A 16,089-nucleotide genomic window follows, 5' to 3' on the forward strand; every position below is an offset into this window, starting at 1 on the left:
TCGTGACAATTGCCTCGGTGTCTCGGGCGTCTTGCGCCTCAACTGGCGCAGCCATATTGGGATTTTTCGGCGGCGGAAAGCGTCTCTTGAGCGAAACGCCAAAAACCCGGACCTTCCGGCAGCTTACAGCGCGCGGAAGGCCGGGCCAATAATTCGTATCGATAGGCTCAGCCGAAATTGGGTCATAGTCGCCGGTTCATAGGCGCTTTTTCCAAGAAAAGGAAGAGGAAACAGGCCCGCCGGCGCACAGAAAAGCCGCGGACGTTTCCGCCCGCGGCCGATGGGATATTGCCTCGATCAGGCGCGTGCCGTCGCCCGCGCCGGCATGACGGCGTTGAGGATCACCGACACGACGATGTTTGCGGCAAGCGCCAGCAGCCCGGTGTAGACCGTGAAGCTTACGTCTCCGAGCGCGACCGCATGCAGCGGCTTCCAGCCGGCATCCCAGACGAGATAGATGCCGCCAAAGAAGCCGACGGCCCAACCGGCCAGCAGAGCCGGGGCACGGAACCACTTGGTGTAGAGGCCGAAGACCAGGGCCGGCAGCGTCTGCAATATCCAGATGCCGCCCAAAAGCTGGAGATCGAGCGCGAACTGCGTCGGCAGGAAAATGATGACCAGCAGCGCGCCGACCTTGACGACGAGCGAGGTCATCTTGGCAACCTTCGCCTCGCCGGCATCGGAAACCTGCGGATCGACATAGGCTTTCCAGAAGTTACGGGTGAAGAGGTTGGCAGCGCCGATGCTCATCACGGCCGCAGGAACGAGCGCGCCGATGGCGATGGCCGCGAAGGCGAAGCCCGCAAACCAGCTCGAGAACAGGGTCTGGAACAGAGCCGGCACCACGTCATTGGCGCTGTCCAGCTTCAGATTTGCCGCGTGGCCCATATAGCCGAGCAGTGCCAGCAGACCGAGCAGCAGCGTATAGGCCGGCAGCAGCACCGCATTCTTGCGGATGGTATTGCCACTGTTGGACGCGAAGATGCCGGTGAGCGTATGCGGATACATGAAGGCCGCGAGCGCCGAACCGAGCGCCAGCGTGGCATAAGCAACGTATTGGTTGCCGCCGAGCAAAAGACTACCCGCCCCCTTGGCCTTGAAATCCGCATCGGCCGCCGCAAAGACATTGGCATAGCCGCCGAGTTTCGCCGGAATGAGCGCTATGGCCGCGATCACCACGATGTAGATCATGATGTCCTTGACGAAGGCGATCAGCGCCGGGGCGCGAAGGCCGGCCGAATAGGTGTAGAGCGCCAGGATGATGAAGGCGACTGCGAGCGGCAGTTCGCCATGAAGCCCGAGCGCCTTGAATACCGCCGTCATGCCGACGAGCTGCAGGGCGATGTAGGGCATCGTCGCGATGACGCCTGTCAGAGCGACCGCCAGCTCCAACGCCCGCGAGCCATATTGACCGTGGACGATATCGCCCGCGGTGACATAGCCGTGATCCTTGGCGCGCCTCCAGAGAAGCGGCATGACCATGAAGACAAAGGGATAGACGACGATCGTATAGGGCAGCGCGAAGAAGCCATAGGCGCCGACCGTATAGACCAGCGCCGGGACGGCGATGACAGTATAAGCGGTGTAAAAGTCGCCGCCGACGAGGAACCAGGTGATCCAGGTACCGAAGGTGCGGCCGCCGAGGCCCCATTCGTCGATATGGGCAAGAGTCTTCGGCCTGCGCCAGCGTGCAGCGACAAAGCCCATGACAGTCACGAGCGCCAGGAAGAAGATGAAGACGGAGAGCGCGGTCGGATCGATATCAGTCATCATGGCGCATGCTCCGGTAGGCGATCCATGTCAGGATTGCCGTGATCGGCACCCAGGCCAGCTGATACCAATAGAAGAAGGGGAAACCCAACAGCACAGGATCGTGGCTGTTGTAGAATGGAACCCAAAGCAAGCCTATGTAGGGAATGACGAGCAGCCAGCAGGCCGCCGTCCCAAAGCGTTTGTCCATGTCCGATACCTCTCACGCGGTGTCTGCGCGCCACCTTGTTGCAGTTGTCAGAGTGGAAGGGGTGCATCGATCCGCGATTGCAATGAGCGCCCAAGGGCCGAAGCCGATGAGCTTTGGCTATGCAGAGCCAGACCAACGAATATGAATTCCTCCCAACGGCCCGCCTGCGAGCAGCCGCTGATAAAGTCCTACGGCGAGTCTGCTGGCCGAACAAGATATTAGCTGATGCGAAATCGTCGAGCCTACCCAGAAGTGGGTAGACGGGCGTTACAACGCCGTGGTTGCGATGCCGTGGTCGAGGGCGTAACGGATCAGGCCGGCCGTCGTTGCGATGCCTAGCTTCTTCTTCAAATTCTTGCGATGCGTTTCCGCCGTAGCAGGCGTGATCTGAAGTTCCTCGGCAATCTCACGATTGCTCCTGCCTGTAACGATCAAGCCCAGAATGTGACGCTCACGGGGTGTCAGAGGGTCGGCCTCTTTTTGCAGCGCGTCCGCCACCAAGATGTCGCGAACGCCCGACGAGAAATAAGTTCCGCCGGCCGCTACGGTTTCGATAGCGCAGACGACTTCGTCGGTCGAAACGTCCTTGAGGATATATCCGACGGCACCGCGCATGATCGACGAGGAGATGTATTCGCGGCTGTCGTGCATGGACAGCATCACGATCCGCGTCTCAGGAAGCTCCCGGCGAAAGAGTTCTATCGCATCGATGCCGCTCAGCTTCGGCATGTTGATGTCCATCAAGGTCACTTGTGGCAGTGTCCGCCGACCGACCTCCAGGCCGCTTTGCGCAAGGCTTGCCGTCCCAACTACCTCTATGTGGTCGAAAGTCTCCAGCACGGCTTTCAGTCCATCCAGCACCACGGGGTGATTGTCGATCAGCAGAACGCTGATCCTGCCTCTGCTCATGCCGCATCCACCTTTGCTCTTAGCAAGGCATTGGCCGATTTCGGCAGCATCGCAATAAGCGTCGTGCCATCGGCCGTGCTTTGAACGAGAAGCAGGCCACGGAAATGCGCCATCCGTTCCTGCATGTTCCTGAGCCCGAGCCCGCCCTTGCCGTCGCCGGCGCCCTCAAAACCAATACCATTGTCCGAAATTCTCAAGCGCGCACGCCCCCGATCGCTCCAAAGTTTGATCGTAAGACGCGTCGCACCGGAATGACGTTCGACGTTGTTCAAGGCTTCCTGGGCGACACGGTAGAGCGCTGTATTGGCTTCGGGCTTCAGCAGGCTAGTGAAGCCCGAAGCCTCGATCTCGGTTGCGATCCCGGTCCGCTCACCGAAATTGTTCGCGAGTGCGGTGAGTGCGGCCGTCAAGCCGAGATCATCGAGCACGCGGGGGCGGAGATCGTGCGAAAGTCGTCTGATGTCCTTGATCGCGCTGTTAAGGGTATCGATACCCTTCTCGATCGTCGTGGCGGCATCGTCGACCTGGTTTCGTACCTTGCGGTTGGCGAGATCCATGACGTAGCGCACGCCAAGGAGATTCTGCGATACGCCGTCGTGCAATTCGCGGGCAAGACGGGCGCGCTCCTCCTCCTGCGTATCGATCACTCTTTGCGTCAGCTCCTTGAGCCGGCCATCGGCCATGCGTCGCTCACGGAACGTCAGCAGCATGCAGGTCGTGAAAACGACCAGAACGGCGGGAACAGCTATCAACGTGACGACGATGAAGGTTCCTTTTATGTTTGCCCGCATGGCGGCATTGGCGGCCGCAGTCTGAGTGAAAATATCGTCCAGATAGACACCGGTTCCGACGACCCAGTGCCATTTATCAAGGCCGACCACGAATGAGAGCTTATCGGCCATGCGGCCGGTAGAGGGCTTTTCCCATTTGTACTGGTGCAGGCCCCCGCCGGCTTTTGCCGTCTTGATGAGCTCCGCGATGACCCTGTCCCCGTCCGGATCAGTCAAATCGAGCCAATTCCGGCCGTTGCGAAATCCCTCACGCGGATGAACGATGTTGTTCCCATCATAATCGTAGACAAAAAAGTATCCGTCCGGGCCATAGTCAAGGGAGGTCAGGATCTCGGCTACCTTATCCTTCGCGGCCTGATCGTCCGGCGCGGCGTCCCGATAGGTCGCCTGAATGGCCGAGACAGCGAGGTCTGTCAGGTTAACGATTTCCGTTTCCTTTGCCTTCAGCATGTTCTGTTCGAAGGTCTCGATATTGTTCTTGGTAAGATTGGCCGACTGCCAGGTAATGAAGGCCGTGATTGCCAGGATCGAGATAACGAGAGGCGCGAGCGCGAGCGCAATAATCTGATTGCGTAATGTCAACGATTACTCCTCCCAAGAACCGGCGCAGAAGAATGGCCCTTGTCGGACACGAATTCAACAGCTTGCCAGCGGTGTTGATACACACCCGCAATCGGAGAGTTCCCTCGAAACGGCAAGGTGCCGTATTCGAACGGCAGCCACTTGGGAAATATCAGTCGAAGGCGATGATGCGATCGAGCTCGCCGAGCGGCTGGACGCCGGCGAGCAGCGCACGCGCCTCGTCCTCATCCTTGCGGATCTGCGCGACCAGCGGGTCCAGACCGTCGAACTTCAGTTCGGGGCGGAGATAGCCAAAGAAGGACACCGAACAGACCTGGCCGTAGAGATCGCCACTGAAATCGAAGACGAAGGTCTCGAGCAGCGGCGCGCCATTATCGGTCACCGTCGGGCGCCGGCCGTAGCTGGCAACGCCATCGCGGATGACGCCATCGGCCGTTCGGAAGCGAACAGCGTAAATGCCTGCCCTCAGCGATATCTCAGACGGAAGCTGCATGTTTGCCGTGGGGAAACCGAGCGTGCGGCCGAGCTTCTCACCGCCGATGACAGGCGCCTGAACGGTATAGCGATAGCCAAGCAGTCCGGCGGCCTGCGCCACATCGCCCTCGGCGAGCAGCGTACGGATACGACTCGACGAGATGACCTCGGTGTTTTCGTCGCGGAAGGCATCGATCAGCGTCACGCCGAAGCCGTTATGGCTGCCGGCATTCATCAGGAAGGCCGGACCACCCTGACGATCATGGCCGAAATGGAAATCGAAGCCGGTGACGACTTCGGAGGCATGCAGCCAGTCGATCAGGATCGAATGAACGAACTCGTCCGCCGAGCGCTGCGAGAAAGTGCGATCAAAGGGATATTCGATGACGGCGTTGAAGCCGAAGGCCTCGAGCAGCCGCGCCCGCAACGGTGCCGGGGTCAGGCGGAAGACGGGCTGATCAGGCTTGAAGACGGTTCGCGGATGCGGCTCGAAGGTCAGCACCAGAGCCGGAACACCGCGTTCCCTGGCGATCTCCAACGCACGCGTCAGCACGGACTGATGGCCGCGATGCACGCCGTCGAAATTGCCGATGGCGACCACGCCGCCCTTCAAGGCGTCGGGAAGCGGCTCGCGGGTTTCGTTGCGATGGAAAACGGTCATCGTCTGCCACTCTCCTCAGACAAGGCGCGGCATCCACCACTTCGGCGAGGCCTGCTCGCGCGCCAGGAAGGCGCCGAGTGCTGCCTCATCCGTGTGTCCCTCGACGACATATTCGCGGGCGTGGATGCCATGGCTGATATAAAGAAGATCGAGACCGTAATCGAGCGCCCCGCGCACGTCGGTCGGCATGCCGTCGCCGATCGCAACCACGCGCGACAGCGGAAATTCGCTTTTGACCTCGCGAGCCGCGGCAATCGCCGCATCATAGATCGGCTGGTGCGGCTTGCCGGCGATGCGCGTCTGGCCGCCGAGCCGCTCGTAATAGGCAGCCATGGCGCCGGCGCAGGGGATCATGCGATGGCCGCGCTCGACCACGAGATCCGGATTGGCGCAGATGAGCGGCACGTTGCGGGCGGACCAGGCCGTCAGCATATCGGTGTAGTCGTCAGGTGTCTCAGTCTCGTCGTCGAAGAAGCCAGTGCAGACGATGCTTTCGGCCTCGCCGGCGTCGACACGTTGAACGTCAAGGCCTTCGAGGATGCCGATATCGCGTTCCGGCCCGAGCAGGAACACCTTCTTCGGCCCCTCGGCAATAAGCTTGCGGGTGACGTCGCCCGAGGTGATGATGCGGTCGTAGACGCTGTCGGGAACACCAATCGCCCGCAGCTGCTCGACCACTTTGGGAGCGACGCGCGGAGAATTGGTGATGAGGACGACCGCAAGGCCTTCGCCGCGGGCCGCTTCGAGCGCGATGGAGGCTTCCTTATAGGCCGTGACGCCGTTATGGAGCACGCCCCAGACATCGCAGAGCGCAACATCATAAAGTCCGCCGATGTCGCGAAAGCTCTCGATCCGTTTGCCCATGCCGTCCTCGCATCAAATAAATCACGGGCTGACATCGCAAACCGGCCGGCAAATTACAAGAGCGGCCCACAAGGTTTTTGCATCGCACAAGCCCCGAGTAGCAGGCATAGACAGGGTCTGCGGGCGGCAAAGTGAGGTGGCGAAGGAAGCGGGATTGATGGTCCCGAAACGGTGCTGTCACGCCCTTCTTCACGAGATCAAAATGAGGGACTCTTTGCAACGATATGCTACGTGGGATCGCCGTGGACGTTAATCATCCCCCAAACAAGCCGATGCGCGCCGCAAAAAATTCACAGTGCTGTTCTTGACTCGTCCGGAAGCCACCCCTAAATCACGGTCGCTAGCACTCTCGGATGATGAGTGCTAACAAAGTCCATACGGATCCCCCGCTGATCCGTGAATGTCATTTGATCGAGGGATTAGACAATGGCAAGCACCAATTTCCGCCCCCTTCATGACCGCGTCGTCGTTCGTCGCGTCGAGTCGGAAGAAAAGACCAAGGGTGGCATCATCATTCCCGATACCGCCAAGGAAAAGCCGCAGGAAGGCGAAATCGTCGCCGTCGGTTCTGGCGCTCGTGATGAGTCCGGCAAGGTCGTAGCACTCGACGTCAAGGTTGGCGATCGCGTTCTGTTCGGCAAGTGGTCCGGCACCGAAGTCAAGCTCAACGGCGAAGACCTTCTGATCATGAAGGAAGCCGACATCATGGGCATCATCGGCTAATCAGCCGGTTCCCTTTTCCGATACAGCTGACGGGCGACAAGCCCGGAAAACGCGAATTCAGGAGTTTCAAACATGGCAGCTAAAGAAGTAAAATTCGGCCGCAGCGCCCGCGAAAAGATGCTTCGTGGCGTCGATATCCTCGCTGACGCAGTAAAGGTCACGCTCGGCCCGAAGGGTCGTAACGTCGTTATCGACAAGTCCTTCGGCGCTCCGCGCATCACCAAGGACGGCGTTTCCGTCGCCAAGGAAATCGAACTCGAAGACAAGTTCGAAAACATGGGCGCCCAGATGGTCCGCGAAGTTGCTTCGAAGACCAACGACGTCGCCGGTGACGGCACCACCACTGCAACCGTTCTCGCCCAGGCGATCGTTCGCGAAGGCGCCAAGGCTGTTGCAGCCGGCATGAACCCGATGGACCTGAAGCGCGGCATCGACCTCGCCGTTGCAGAAGTCGTCAAGGATCTCCAGGCCAAGGCCAAGAAGATCAACACTTCGGAAGAAGTTGCCCAGGTCGGCACGATCTCCGCAAACGGCGAAAAGCAGATCGGTCTCGATATTGCTGAAGCCATGCAGAAGGTCGGCAACGAAGGCGTCATCACGGTTGAAGAAGCCAAGACCGCCGAAACCGAACTCGAAGTTGTTGAAGGCATGCAGTTCGACCGCGGCTACCTCAGCCCCTACTTCGTAACCAACCCGGAAAAGATGATCGCCGACCTCGAAGACGCGTTCATCCTCCTGCACGAGAAGAAGCTCTCGAACCTGCAGGCCATGCTTCCGGTTCTCGAAGCCGTCGTTCAGACCGGCAAGCCGCTCCTCATCATCGCTGAAGACGTCGAAGGCGAAGCTCTTGCGACCCTCGTCGTCAACAAGCTGCGCGGCGGCCTGAAGATCGCTGCTGTCAAGGCTCCTGGCTTCGGCGACCGCCGCAAGGCCATGCTGGAAGACATCGCCATCCTGACGGGCGGCACTGTCATCTCCGAAGACCTCGGCATCAAGCTCGAGTCGGTCACCCTCGACATGCTCGGCCGTTCCAAGAAGGTTTCGATCTCCAAGGAAAACACCACGATCGTCGACGGCGCTGGCGCCAAGTCCGACATCGAAGGCCGCGTTGCCCAGATCAAGGCTCAGATCGAAGAAACCACCTCCGACTACGACCGCGAAAAGCTGCAGGAACGTCTTGCCAAGCTCGCTGGCGGCGTTGCCGTGATCCGCGTTGGCGGCTCGACGGAAGTCGAAGTGAAGGAAAAGAAGGACCGCATCGACGACGCCCTCAACGCGACGCGCGCTGCTGTTCAGGAAGGCATCGTACCGGGCGGCGGTATCGCTCTCCTGCGTTCTTCCACGAAGATCACTGCCAAGGGTGAAAACCAGGATCAGGAAGCCGGCGTCAACATCGTTCGCCGCGCCCTGCAGTCGCTGGTTCGCCAGATCGCTGAAAACGCTGGTGACGAAGCTTCGATCGTTGTCGGCAAGGTTCTCGAAAAGAACGAAGACAACTACGGCTACAACGCCCAGACGTCTGAATTCGGCGACATGATCGCCATGGGCATCGTCGACCCGGTCAAGGTTGTTCGTACGGCTCTGCAGAACGCAGCTTCGGTTGCTTCGCTGCTGATCACCACCGAAGCCATGATCGCTGAACTGCCGAAGAAGGATGCTCCTGCTGGCATGCCGGGCGGCATGGGCGGCATGGGCGGCATGGACATGATGTGATAGGCCAACGGCCTAATCACAGGAATGTCCGTAAAGCTTCGCCCATGCACTTTTAGTGCTTCAGGCCGACAAGCGGCCTGAAGTGGCGGCATGGACATGATGTGATAGGCCAACGGCCTGTCGCGATTGTTCAATCCGACATCCGGAATTGATGAAGGGCGGCCCTCGGGTCGCCCTTTTTAATTGTGCCAAAAATGTACAACTGCAATTCCTGCAAGATTCTATTGCCTTGCAAATTTTGCAACTTGCCCATTGCTGTTTTCGAAAAAGCCCCTATAACTCGCAGCGCAGCGATTTTGGAGAGTTAGCTGCAATACACGTAATTTTTACTTCTTTTGGACAGGCTTAACCTGCGGCTTGGCATGATCATGACCTTGGGCGCTGGCACTGTCCGGATTTATTACTTGAAATGACTTCATAGACTGGAGCGCCATCCCGAATAGCATTGTCGACAGCGGATCAGCGGAGGCACGTCTCCGCTATGAGCCGCGGCGCAAAATGCGGGGAGACCTTCCATCCGGAGAGATATGGAATTGAAGTGAAGCGCGCGGGGGGACCATGCGCTCATGTGGGGATCATCTTGTTCAAGATTGCCAAGGCCAATTTTTCCGCACCATTTGCTCCCGGCTCGCTGGAGTTCGAAGGCCATGACCCCGATCTTCTGGCACAATTCTGCGTTTCCGAGGGATGGACGGGCGATCTTTCAAGCGGCATCATCAAGCTTGGGCAGTGGAGCACGATGCTGCACGGGCTGAGCTCCTCGGAATGCGGCCTGCTAAGCCTCATGCATTGCTATGATCCGCACGATCGGGCGCGTATCCTCGACCTCTTCGAGCAGGCGGCAACGGCCAACTCTTCCTTCTGTTATTCCACGACGACGCTCGGCACTGGCGGTCATCGCCAGCCGGTCTTCTGCGTCGGCGAATCCGTTGCTGCGGACAAGCAGCACGCCGGCAGCATGGTCGGCGTCTTCCTGTTCCCACGCTTCAAGATGGAACCGGGCAGCCAGCTCGCCACCCGACAGTAAGCGACTGCCGGCTATTGTCAGGCGCGCTCGCCTGACAATAGCCGGGTTCAACCTCATCAATCCCGCTTCGGAATGCTCAAGCCCCGCTGGCTTGCCGGGCGCGCAAGGGCGCGGTCCAGCCAGGCCATGACAGACGGGAAGCTTTCGAACTGCAGGACCTCGCGACCGCCATAGAAGACGTCGACGCCGCGAACCCAAGGGAATGTCGTGATGTCGGCGATAGTATATTCGTCGCCCATGATCCATTCACGGCCCTTCAGGCGCTCTTCCAGCACACCGAGCAGCCGCTTGGCCTCATCGCGATAGCGCTCGACCGGATAGGAGTTGTTGGCCACCTTCTCGGCGGCGAATTTGAAGAAGTGGCCGAACTGACCGAACATCGGGCCGACGCCGGCCATCTGGAAGAAGACCCATTCCAGCGTCTCGTAACGCCGGGCGGCATCGCTCGGAATGAGCTTGCCGGTCTTTTCCGCGAGATAGACTAGGATCGCGCCCGATTCGAACAGACCGATCGGCTTGCCGTCCGGGCCATCGGGATCGATGATCGCAGGAATGCGACCGTTCGGGTTCAGCGACAGGAATTCCGGGGATTTCTGGTCATTGGTGCCGAAGGAGATCAGATGCGGCTCGTAGGGCAAGCCGAGCTCCTCCAACGCGATCGAGACCTTGACGCCGTTCGGCGTCGGCAGGGAATAGAGCTGGATAATGTCCGGATTGCTGGCAGGCCAGCGCTTCGTGATCGGAAAGGACGACAGATCGGCCATGGACTAGCTCCTGAAAACCATGATTTGACAACTGATTTGGCGCCACCATAGCCGATACGGCTCGTATGGGAAGAGCGATCGAGGTGGATCATTGTTCAATGATTGTGAACTAATTGTGCGCAGTTGTTTATCTTTTCAATCTCCTGAAAATCACGAATATCTGTCTTCAGAAATTGTCGCCACCCGATCCCAAGTGAATTTACCGGAGACTGTCATGTCCAATACCAACAACATCATCATTCTCGTGGCGCGCATCCTGCTCGCCTTCATGTTCATCTTTGCCGGCTTCGGCAAGTTGACCGATCCGGCGGGTACGGCTGGCATGATCGCCGGCGCTGGCATGCCGGCTGCAACGCTGCTCACCTACCTTGCCGGCGCCTTCGAATTCGTCACCGGCGTTTGCGTTCTCATCGGCTTCCAGGTCCGCATCGTCGGCTGGCTGCTCGCCGCCTTCTGTGTCTTCACCGGTATCATCTTCCACCTGCCGACCGTCAATGTTCCGGATTTCCCGGCTGCGGCCAACGGCTGGATCAACGGCCTGAACTTCGTGAACTTCCTGAAGAACATCACGCTTGCCGGCGCTTACATCATGCTCGCCACCAATGGCGCAGGCGTCTACTCGGTTGATGCCCGCCGCGGCGCTTACGCTGCAGCCTGATCGGCACATAGCCTCCCAAGATAAAGAGCCCGCCGGAACTTCCGGCGGGCTTTTTTCATGTCGGCTATTTGAGAAAATCAGAGCGCGCTGCGCACCGCCGAAATAATGCGCTCAACCATCGGATCACCCTGGTGGCTTTCCTTGCGGGCGCGTACCAGGCAGGCCTCGGAGCGCAGAATGATCCCATCCGACAGGATCTTCAGATGGTTTGCCCGCAACGTCGAGCCGGTGGAGGTGATGTCGACGATGATATCGGCTGAACCGGCAGCCGGCGCACCTTCGGTCGCACCGAGGCTTTCGACGATACGATAAAGCTGGATGCCATGCTGGCTGGAGAAGAACTGCTGCGTCAACCGCCAGTATTTCGTGGCGACTGTCAGCCGGTGGCCATGGCGGGCGCGGAAGTCCGCGGCGACGTCGCCGAGATCTGCCATGGTGTCGACATCGAGCCAGATTTCCGGCACGGCGACGACGACATCGGCATGGCCGAAGCCGAGCCTCGCACAGAATTCGACGCGGCGATCGGCCTCCGCCATGCCCTCGCGCACGAGATCCTCGCCGGTAATGCCGAAATCGACGCTGCCATTGCCGATCTCGCGCGAGATCTCCGAGGCCGACAGGAAGGCGATTTCAACACCATCCCAGCCCTCGACGCGGCCGCGATAGGAGCGGTCATTGCCGACGGCGACGATCGGCATGCCGGCACGCTCGAAGACCGCGGCGCAATCGTCCTTCATGCGGCCCTTGGAGGGAAGCGCTATCGTGATGGTCATCAGGCTGCCCTCGCGGTTTCGATGCGATCGAGCCAGAGCGCGAAGCCGACAGCCGGAATATGATCCTTGGCGCCGAGCAGGGTCATCAGCCGATCGAAGCGACCGCCACCGGCAAGCACGGCGCTCGATCCCTCCACCGTCACTTCGAAGACGAGGTCGGTATAGTAGTCGAGCGGACGACCGAAGGCGGCACGATAATCTATGTTCGAGGCGTCCACGCCCGCCTTGGCCAATGCCGCGACGCGGGCGTCGAAATTCCTCAGAGCCGTGCCAAGCTTCAGGCCTGCCGCATCGGCAAAGCCGGCCAGTGCCGCGGAAGCATCCGCCAAAGGCACGCTGAGGGACAAAAATTCCTCCAGCACGAGGAAGGCGGCGTCATCGAGCCGCGTTTCCGACAGCACCAGCTTCTCGCGAAGGCGGCGGGCGATCTCCTGCGGCGAGCGGCTGGCATTCGTGGAATAGCCGGTTGCCTGCATGGTGGCATCGATATGCCGGATAAGACCCTGCTCGTCGCCGCGGTTGAGGAAATCGAGCACATGCGCATCGAGCCCGGTAACCGGCTGCGGGCTTGCCAGATGTGCCAGCAGGGTTTCGAGCTGCATCATGTTGCCGAAGGCGTGAATTAGCCGCTTCTGCCAGCCTGACGGCAGCCCGAGCGCCTGCACTACAGCCTCGAACACGGCCTGGTCGCCAAGCGTCACCGAGAGCGACGTGCCGGGAACCAGCCGATTGAGGATGCCGATGGCGTCGCCGATGGCACGGGCATCGGCGCTGGCGGTATCGCTATCGCCCAGATCCTCGATGCCGGCCTGATAGAATTCATGCCCGCCTTCGCGGCGCTGGCGAAAGATCTCGCCGAGATAGGAATAGCGCTTCGGCGTGCCGGTGGCGGTTTCGATGTGGCGCAGGCAGACCGGAATGGTGAATTCCGGACGCAAGCAAAGGCTGGCGCCGGTTTCGCTTTCGGTCATGAAGATGCGTCGGCGAAGATCCTCGCCGGCCATATCGAGAAAGGGTTCGGCCGGCTGGATGATGGGTGTGTCCACCCTCTCCGTCCGGCGACCGGCAAACTCATCCAGCAGATCGCCGGCAAAATCCGGAAGATTGATCAGGGGCATCAGCCCGCCCTCTTCCGGTCTTCCGCCTGTGCCGCGAGCATCGCTTTGACCTTCTCGATCAACTGCGCTTCCGCCACGGTTTCCTGCGCCACGCGGGCTTCGCGCCAGCTGGCATTGTCCTCGATCTCGCCGGAGAGGCGCTTGCCCTCGATCAAGTCCTTGATCTGGACGACGCCCTGGGCGCGCTCGTCGCCGCCCTGGATGATGGCGATCGGGCAGCCGCGGCGGTCGGCATATTTCAGCTGGTTGCCGAACTTCTTCCAGTTGCCCTGGAACATCTCGGCGCGGATGCCGGCAGCGCGAAGCTGCTGCGTGAAGCGCTGGTAACGCCCCATGGCCTCGACATCGCCATCCATGACGGTGACGAGCACAGGCTCGATCACCTCATCCATGCCGAGCTTGCCGAGATTCTTCAATGCCGTCATCAGGCGCGACACACCGATGGAGAAGCCGGTGGCCGGCACCGGCTGGCCCATGAAGCGCGAGACGAGCCCGTCATAACGACCGCCGCCGCCGACCGAGCCGAAGACGACCTTTTCACCCTTCTCGTTGGTGACGTCGAACAGCAGCTCGGCTTCGTAGACCGGGCCAGTATAGTATTCGAGGCCACGCACGACGGAGGGATCAATCTTGATACGATCCGACTGATAGCCCGCGCTAGTGACGAGGCTACCGATGAAATTCAGCTCCTCGACGCCTTCGCCGCCATTCGACGTGCCGGCGACAAGTTCTGCAAGCTGGGTAGCACTTTCGGCATAATCCTTGATGCCGACGAAGAAGAGCACCTTCTCGATCTGATCGGCGTTAAGACCGGCACCCTTGGTGAAATCGCCGGACTCGTCCCTGCGGCCGGCGCCGAGCAAAAGCGCCACACCTTCCGGGCCGAACTTGTCGAGCTTGTCGATGGCGCGCAGCACGTTCAGTCGCTGGGCGGCCTTGTCATCGCCGCCGAGGCCGATGGCTTCCAGCACGCCGTCGAGAACCTTGCGGTTGTTGACTCGAACCACATAGTCGCCGCGTTTGATGCCCAAAGCTTCCAGCGTATCGGCCATCATCATGCACATCTCGGCATCCGCCTGCACGCCTGGCGCGCCGACGGTATCGGCGTCGAACTGCATGAACTGGCGGAAGCGGCCAGGACCCGGCTTCTCGTTGCGGAAGACATAGCCGGCGCGATAGGTGCGGTAGGGAAGCTGGATCTCGTTGAAATTCTCGGCGACATGACGGGCGAGCGGCGCCGTCAGGTCGTAACGCAGCGACATCCACTGCTCGTCGTCGTCCTGAAGCGAGAACACACCCTCGTTCGGCCGGTCGCTATCGGGCAGGAACTTGCCGAGCGCATCGGTATATTCGAACAGCGGCGTTTCGAGAGGATCGAAACCATAATGCTCGTAAACGGCCCGGATCTTGGAGGTCATCTCGTTGACGGCGCGAATGTCGCTGGCCGAACGATCGACAAAGCCACGCGGCAGGCGGGCCTTGAGCTTCTGCGGTTTCTTTTGTTTGTCGCTCATCTCTAGGGTAATCCGGTATGGGAACAGTCGCGGTTAACTAGCGGATTGGGCGGAATGCGGCAAGGATTGTTGTATGTTAGCGGCCGACAAAACGGACAAAAGCCAGAGTGGGCGGCGCAGAGACCATGCCATATGCGATCGTTTTGAAATGTGCGAATGAGAGTGCCGCCCCTGTTCTGGATCTCTGGCGGGAGGCGAGCGGTTTCGAAACTGCGCCTTCAATGCAGGCGCTGAACTATTCGCCACATCTGACCTTTGCGGTCTATCAGGACGTAGCCATGCCCTTGCTTTTCGCAGCCGCTCAGAAGGCGTTCGGAAATGTGCCGCCGCTAGCGGTCGAGTTTTCGGGGATCGGCCATTTTCCAAACGAGATGCTGGTGCTCTGGGCGCGTCCGACCGATGATCGCGTCTTGAGGCAGATACATCGCGTCATTCACGACGAGATCGACCCTGCCCTTTGCCATGAGCACTCCCGTCCGGATCGCTGGCAACCGCATTGCACGATTGCGATGAAAATCCCCGCAAGCACGGCGGAAACGGCGCTGTCATGGGCGAAAGCGACGCCTGCCAAGTTTACGCTCACCTTCGATGTGGTGGATTGCGTAAGCTTTCCGCCTGTCGAAATCATAAGGGAAGTCAAACTGCGGCATTGATCGGCATCCGGTGGTCTGGCGATGCAGTTTGCGCTTGCCTTCACGCGCCGCACGACTAGGTTTTGTTCATGCGCTTGCTTGCGATCCTGACAATGTTAGTTGCCTGGTTGCTCTACGGTGCCATGCCGGCCCTGGCGAGCTGTCCTGTCTGCGATTCCACCATGCCCATGCCGGTAACAGCGACTATGAGCATGCATGATGGCATGGGGGATATGCCTGGTATGACGGGCCATGGCGACATGGCGCAGCATCATGAGAAGAAGCCAGAAAACCCTTGTGCCGGCGGCATGACGCATGTGGCGTCCTGCGCAGCCTGTCTTGCCCTGACGCCGACCCTTGCGATCGAAGAGGCCAAGAACACATTCTCCTATCCGGCGCCCGCACCTAGCCAGCGTCTTGCCGGCTCGCGTCCACAGCCGACGGCGCCCCCTCCCCGTTTCGCCTGACGATCCCCTACATTCAATCGACGAGCGGCTGCCGCTCAAATCCAGATACCGTCCAGAAACGGAGAGAATACCTATGTCCACTTCAAAGTCGCTGATGCTTGCCGGCGCATTCGCATTTGCCATCGCCCTTCCCGCCTTTGCCGATGACATGCAGGGCATGGACATGAGCAAGCCGATGGGCGACCAGAGCGCCTCCAGCAAGGCCTACAACGATGCCATGGGCAAGATGCACAAGGATATGATGATCCACTATAGCGGCGATGCCGATGCCGATTTCGTCCGCGGCATGATCCCCCATCATCAAGGCGCGATCGACATGGCGAAGATCGAGCTGAAATACGGAAAAGATCCCGAACTGCACAAACTGGCGGAAGGCGTCATCACCGCGCAGGAGGCCGAGATCAAGGAAATGAAAGCCTGGCTGAAGAAGCACGGCAAGTAATTCGCGAGATCATGGAG

The 16,089-nt window shown here is 59.9% G+C and carries 17 protein-coding genes; 7 read left to right on the top strand and 10 right to left on the bottom strand.

Translation table 11 applies throughout. From position 1 onward, the window contains the following. Window positions 1-297 precede the first annotated feature (297 nt). From mctP to AC13Q5_RS05895, 6 genes are all read right to left on the bottom strand, one after another. Window positions 298-1,773, bottom strand: coding sequence for a monocarboxylate uptake permease MctP (gene mctP, locus AC13Q5_RS05870; RefSeq protein WP_488501076.1), 1,476 nt, complete (start codon window positions 1,771-1,773; stop codon window positions 298-300). Continuing rightward, complete coding sequence (locus AC13Q5_RS05875; protein WP_047627888.1) at window positions 1,763-1,960, bottom strand: DUF3311 domain-containing protein; 198 nt, start codon at window positions 1,958-1,960, stop codon at window positions 1,763-1,765. Before AC13Q5_RS05875 ends, mctP begins: the two co-directional genes overlap by 11 nt. 267 nt (window positions 1,961-2,227) lie before the next feature. After that, on the bottom strand, window positions 2,228-2,869 hold the full coding sequence (gene mctR, locus AC13Q5_RS05880; RefSeq protein WP_457880502.1) for a two-component system response regulator MctR: 642 nt from the start codon (window positions 2,867-2,869) through the stop codon (window positions 2,228-2,230). Beyond that, window positions 2,866-4,242 (bottom strand): two-component system sensor histidine kinase MctS, encoded by a 1,377-nt coding sequence (mctS, locus tag AC13Q5_RS05885; RefSeq protein ID WP_488501077.1) that lies wholly within the window; start codon window positions 4,240-4,242, stop codon window positions 2,866-2,868. Before mctS ends, mctR begins: the two co-directional genes overlap by 4 nt. 151 nt (window positions 4,243-4,393) lie before the next feature. Beyond that, window positions 4,394-5,377 (bottom strand): bifunctional riboflavin kinase/FAD synthetase, encoded by a 984-nt coding sequence (locus AC13Q5_RS05890; protein ID WP_075855644.1) that lies wholly within the window; start codon window positions 5,375-5,377, stop codon window positions 4,394-4,396. A gap of 15 nt (window positions 5,378-5,392) precedes the next feature. Continuing rightward, on the bottom strand, window positions 5,393-6,241 hold the full coding sequence (locus AC13Q5_RS05895) for a TIGR01459 family HAD-type hydrolase (protein WP_457880504.1): 849 nt from the start codon (window positions 6,239-6,241) through the stop codon (window positions 5,393-5,395). 426 nt (window positions 6,242-6,667) lie between these two features. Here AC13Q5_RS05895 and groES point away from each other — a divergent pair, with 426 nt between their 5' ends. The 3 genes from groES to AC13Q5_RS05910 all read left to right on the top strand — a co-directional run bounded on the left by groES (window position 6,668) and on the right by AC13Q5_RS05910 (window position 9,704). Next, on the top strand, window positions 6,668-6,964 hold the full coding sequence (gene groES, locus AC13Q5_RS05900) for a co-chaperone GroES (protein ID WP_004109735.1): 297 nt from the start codon (window positions 6,668-6,670) through the stop codon (window positions 6,962-6,964). Between the two features lie 72 nt (window positions 6,965-7,036). Next, a complete protein-coding gene (gene groL / locus AC13Q5_RS05905) occupies window positions 7,037-8,677 on the top strand; it encodes a chaperonin GroEL (RefSeq protein WP_075855646.1) in 1,641 nt (546 codons plus the stop codon). 580 nt (window positions 8,678-9,257) lie between these two features. Then, a complete protein-coding gene (locus AC13Q5_RS05910) occupies window positions 9,258-9,704 on the top strand; it encodes a hypothetical protein (protein WP_457880505.1) in 447 nt (148 codons plus the stop codon). A gap of 56 nt (window positions 9,705-9,760) precedes the next feature. Here the strand turns inward: AC13Q5_RS05910 and AC13Q5_RS05915 are convergent, their stop codons facing one another. Next, window positions 9,761-10,468, bottom strand: a complete 708-nt coding sequence (locus AC13Q5_RS05915) for a glutathione binding-like protein (RefSeq protein ID WP_488501078.1) — start codon at window positions 10,466-10,468, stop codon at window positions 9,761-9,763. Between the two features lie 214 nt (window positions 10,469-10,682). Here AC13Q5_RS05915 and AC13Q5_RS05920 point away from each other — a divergent pair, with 214 nt between their 5' ends. Next, a complete protein-coding gene (locus AC13Q5_RS05920; RefSeq protein ID WP_075855649.1) occupies window positions 10,683-11,126 on the top strand; it encodes a DoxX family protein in 444 nt (147 codons plus the stop codon). Between the two features lie 77 nt (window positions 11,127-11,203). Here AC13Q5_RS05920 and hisG read toward each other — a convergent pair whose 3' ends face one another. From hisG to hisS, 3 genes are read right to left on the bottom strand one after another with little or no spacing between them, the layout of a single operon-like run. Further along, on the bottom strand, window positions 11,204-11,899 hold the full coding sequence (gene hisG / locus AC13Q5_RS05925; protein ID WP_488501079.1) for an ATP phosphoribosyltransferase: 696 nt from the start codon (window positions 11,897-11,899) through the stop codon (window positions 11,204-11,206). Further along, window positions 11,899-13,017 (bottom strand): ATP phosphoribosyltransferase regulatory subunit, encoded by a 1,119-nt coding sequence (locus tag AC13Q5_RS05930; protein WP_488501080.1) that lies wholly within the window; start codon window positions 13,015-13,017, stop codon window positions 11,899-11,901. The genes hisG and AC13Q5_RS05930 overlap by 1 nt, the downstream gene beginning before the upstream one ends. Next, on the bottom strand, window positions 13,017-14,531 hold the full coding sequence (gene hisS, locus AC13Q5_RS05935; RefSeq protein ID WP_488501081.1) for a histidine--tRNA ligase: 1,515 nt from the start codon (window positions 14,529-14,531) through the stop codon (window positions 13,017-13,019). Before hisS ends, AC13Q5_RS05930 begins: the two co-directional genes overlap by 1 nt. Before the next feature lie 125 nt (window positions 14,532-14,656). Between hisS and AC13Q5_RS05940 the strand changes: the two genes are divergently transcribed. From AC13Q5_RS05940 to copM, 3 genes are all read left to right on the top strand, one after another. After that, the gene (locus AC13Q5_RS05940) at window positions 14,657-15,184 is read left to right on the top strand and encodes a 2'-5' RNA ligase family protein (protein WP_488501082.1); all 528 of its coding nucleotides are present in this window, start codon (window positions 14,657-14,659) and stop codon (window positions 15,182-15,184) included. A gap of 92 nt (window positions 15,185-15,276) precedes the next feature. Further along, window positions 15,277-15,630, top strand: a complete 354-nt coding sequence (locus tag AC13Q5_RS05945; protein WP_488501083.1) for a hypothetical protein — start codon at window positions 15,277-15,279, stop codon at window positions 15,628-15,630. A 73-nt stretch (window positions 15,631-15,703) separates the two neighbouring features. Then, window positions 15,704-16,072, top strand: a complete 369-nt coding sequence (gene copM / locus AC13Q5_RS05950) for a CopM family metallochaperone (RefSeq protein ID WP_457880512.1) — start codon at window positions 15,704-15,706, stop codon at window positions 16,070-16,072. Window positions 16,073-16,089: the final 17 nt, after the last annotated feature.

The sequence above is a fragment of the Martinezella sp. CNPSo 3964 genome (genome assembly GCF_057784375.1).

What these genes read in the sequence shown, in the direction of transcription:
- mctR (WP_457880502.1), bottom strand. Translation starts at nt 2,869, where the DNA reads ATGAGCAGAGGCAGGATCAGCGTTCTGCTGATCGACAATCACCCCGTG.
- AC13Q5_RS05940 (WP_488501082.1), top strand. Translation starts at nt 14,657, where the DNA reads ATGCCATATGCGATCGTTTTGAAATGTGCGAATGAGAGTGCCGCCCCT.
- AC13Q5_RS05890 (WP_075855644.1), bottom strand. Translation starts at nt 5,377, where the DNA reads ATGACCGTTTTCCATCGCAACGAAACCCGCGAGCCGCTTCCCGACGCC.
- hisG (WP_488501079.1), bottom strand. Translation starts at nt 11,899, where the DNA reads ATGACCATCACGATAGCGCTTCCCTCCAAGGGCCGCATGAAGGACGAT.
- groL (WP_075855646.1), top strand. Translation starts at nt 7,037, where the DNA reads ATGGCAGCTAAAGAAGTAAAATTCGGCCGCAGCGCCCGCGAAAAGATG.
- mctP (WP_488501076.1), bottom strand. Translation starts at nt 1,773, where the DNA reads ATGATGACTGATATCGATCCGACCGCGCTCTCCGTCTTCATCTTCTTC.
- AC13Q5_RS05895 (WP_457880504.1), bottom strand. Translation starts at nt 6,241, where the DNA reads ATGGGCAAACGGATCGAGAGCTTTCGCGACATCGGCGGACTTTATGAT.
- AC13Q5_RS05915 (WP_488501078.1), bottom strand. Translation starts at nt 10,468, where the DNA reads ATGGCCGATCTGTCGTCCTTTCCGATCACGAAGCGCTGGCCTGCCAGC.
- AC13Q5_RS05875 (WP_047627888.1), bottom strand. Translation starts at nt 1,960, where the DNA reads ATGGACAAACGCTTTGGGACGGCGGCCTGCTGGCTGCTCGTCATTCCC.
- AC13Q5_RS05920 (WP_075855649.1), top strand. Translation starts at nt 10,683, where the DNA reads ATGTCCAATACCAACAACATCATCATTCTCGTGGCGCGCATCCTGCTC.
- AC13Q5_RS05945 (WP_488501083.1), top strand. Translation starts at nt 15,277, where the DNA reads ATGTTAGTTGCCTGGTTGCTCTACGGTGCCATGCCGGCCCTGGCGAGC.
- groES (WP_004109735.1), top strand. Translation starts at nt 6,668, where the DNA reads ATGGCAAGCACCAATTTCCGCCCCCTTCATGACCGCGTCGTCGTTCGT.
- hisS (WP_488501081.1), bottom strand. Translation starts at nt 14,531, where the DNA reads ATGAGCGACAAACAAAAGAAACCGCAGAAGCTCAAGGCCCGCCTGCCG.
- AC13Q5_RS05930 (WP_488501080.1), bottom strand. Translation starts at nt 13,017, where the DNA reads ATGCCCCTGATCAATCTTCCGGATTTTGCCGGCGATCTGCTGGATGAG.
- copM (WP_457880512.1), top strand. Translation starts at nt 15,704, where the DNA reads ATGTCCACTTCAAAGTCGCTGATGCTTGCCGGCGCATTCGCATTTGCC.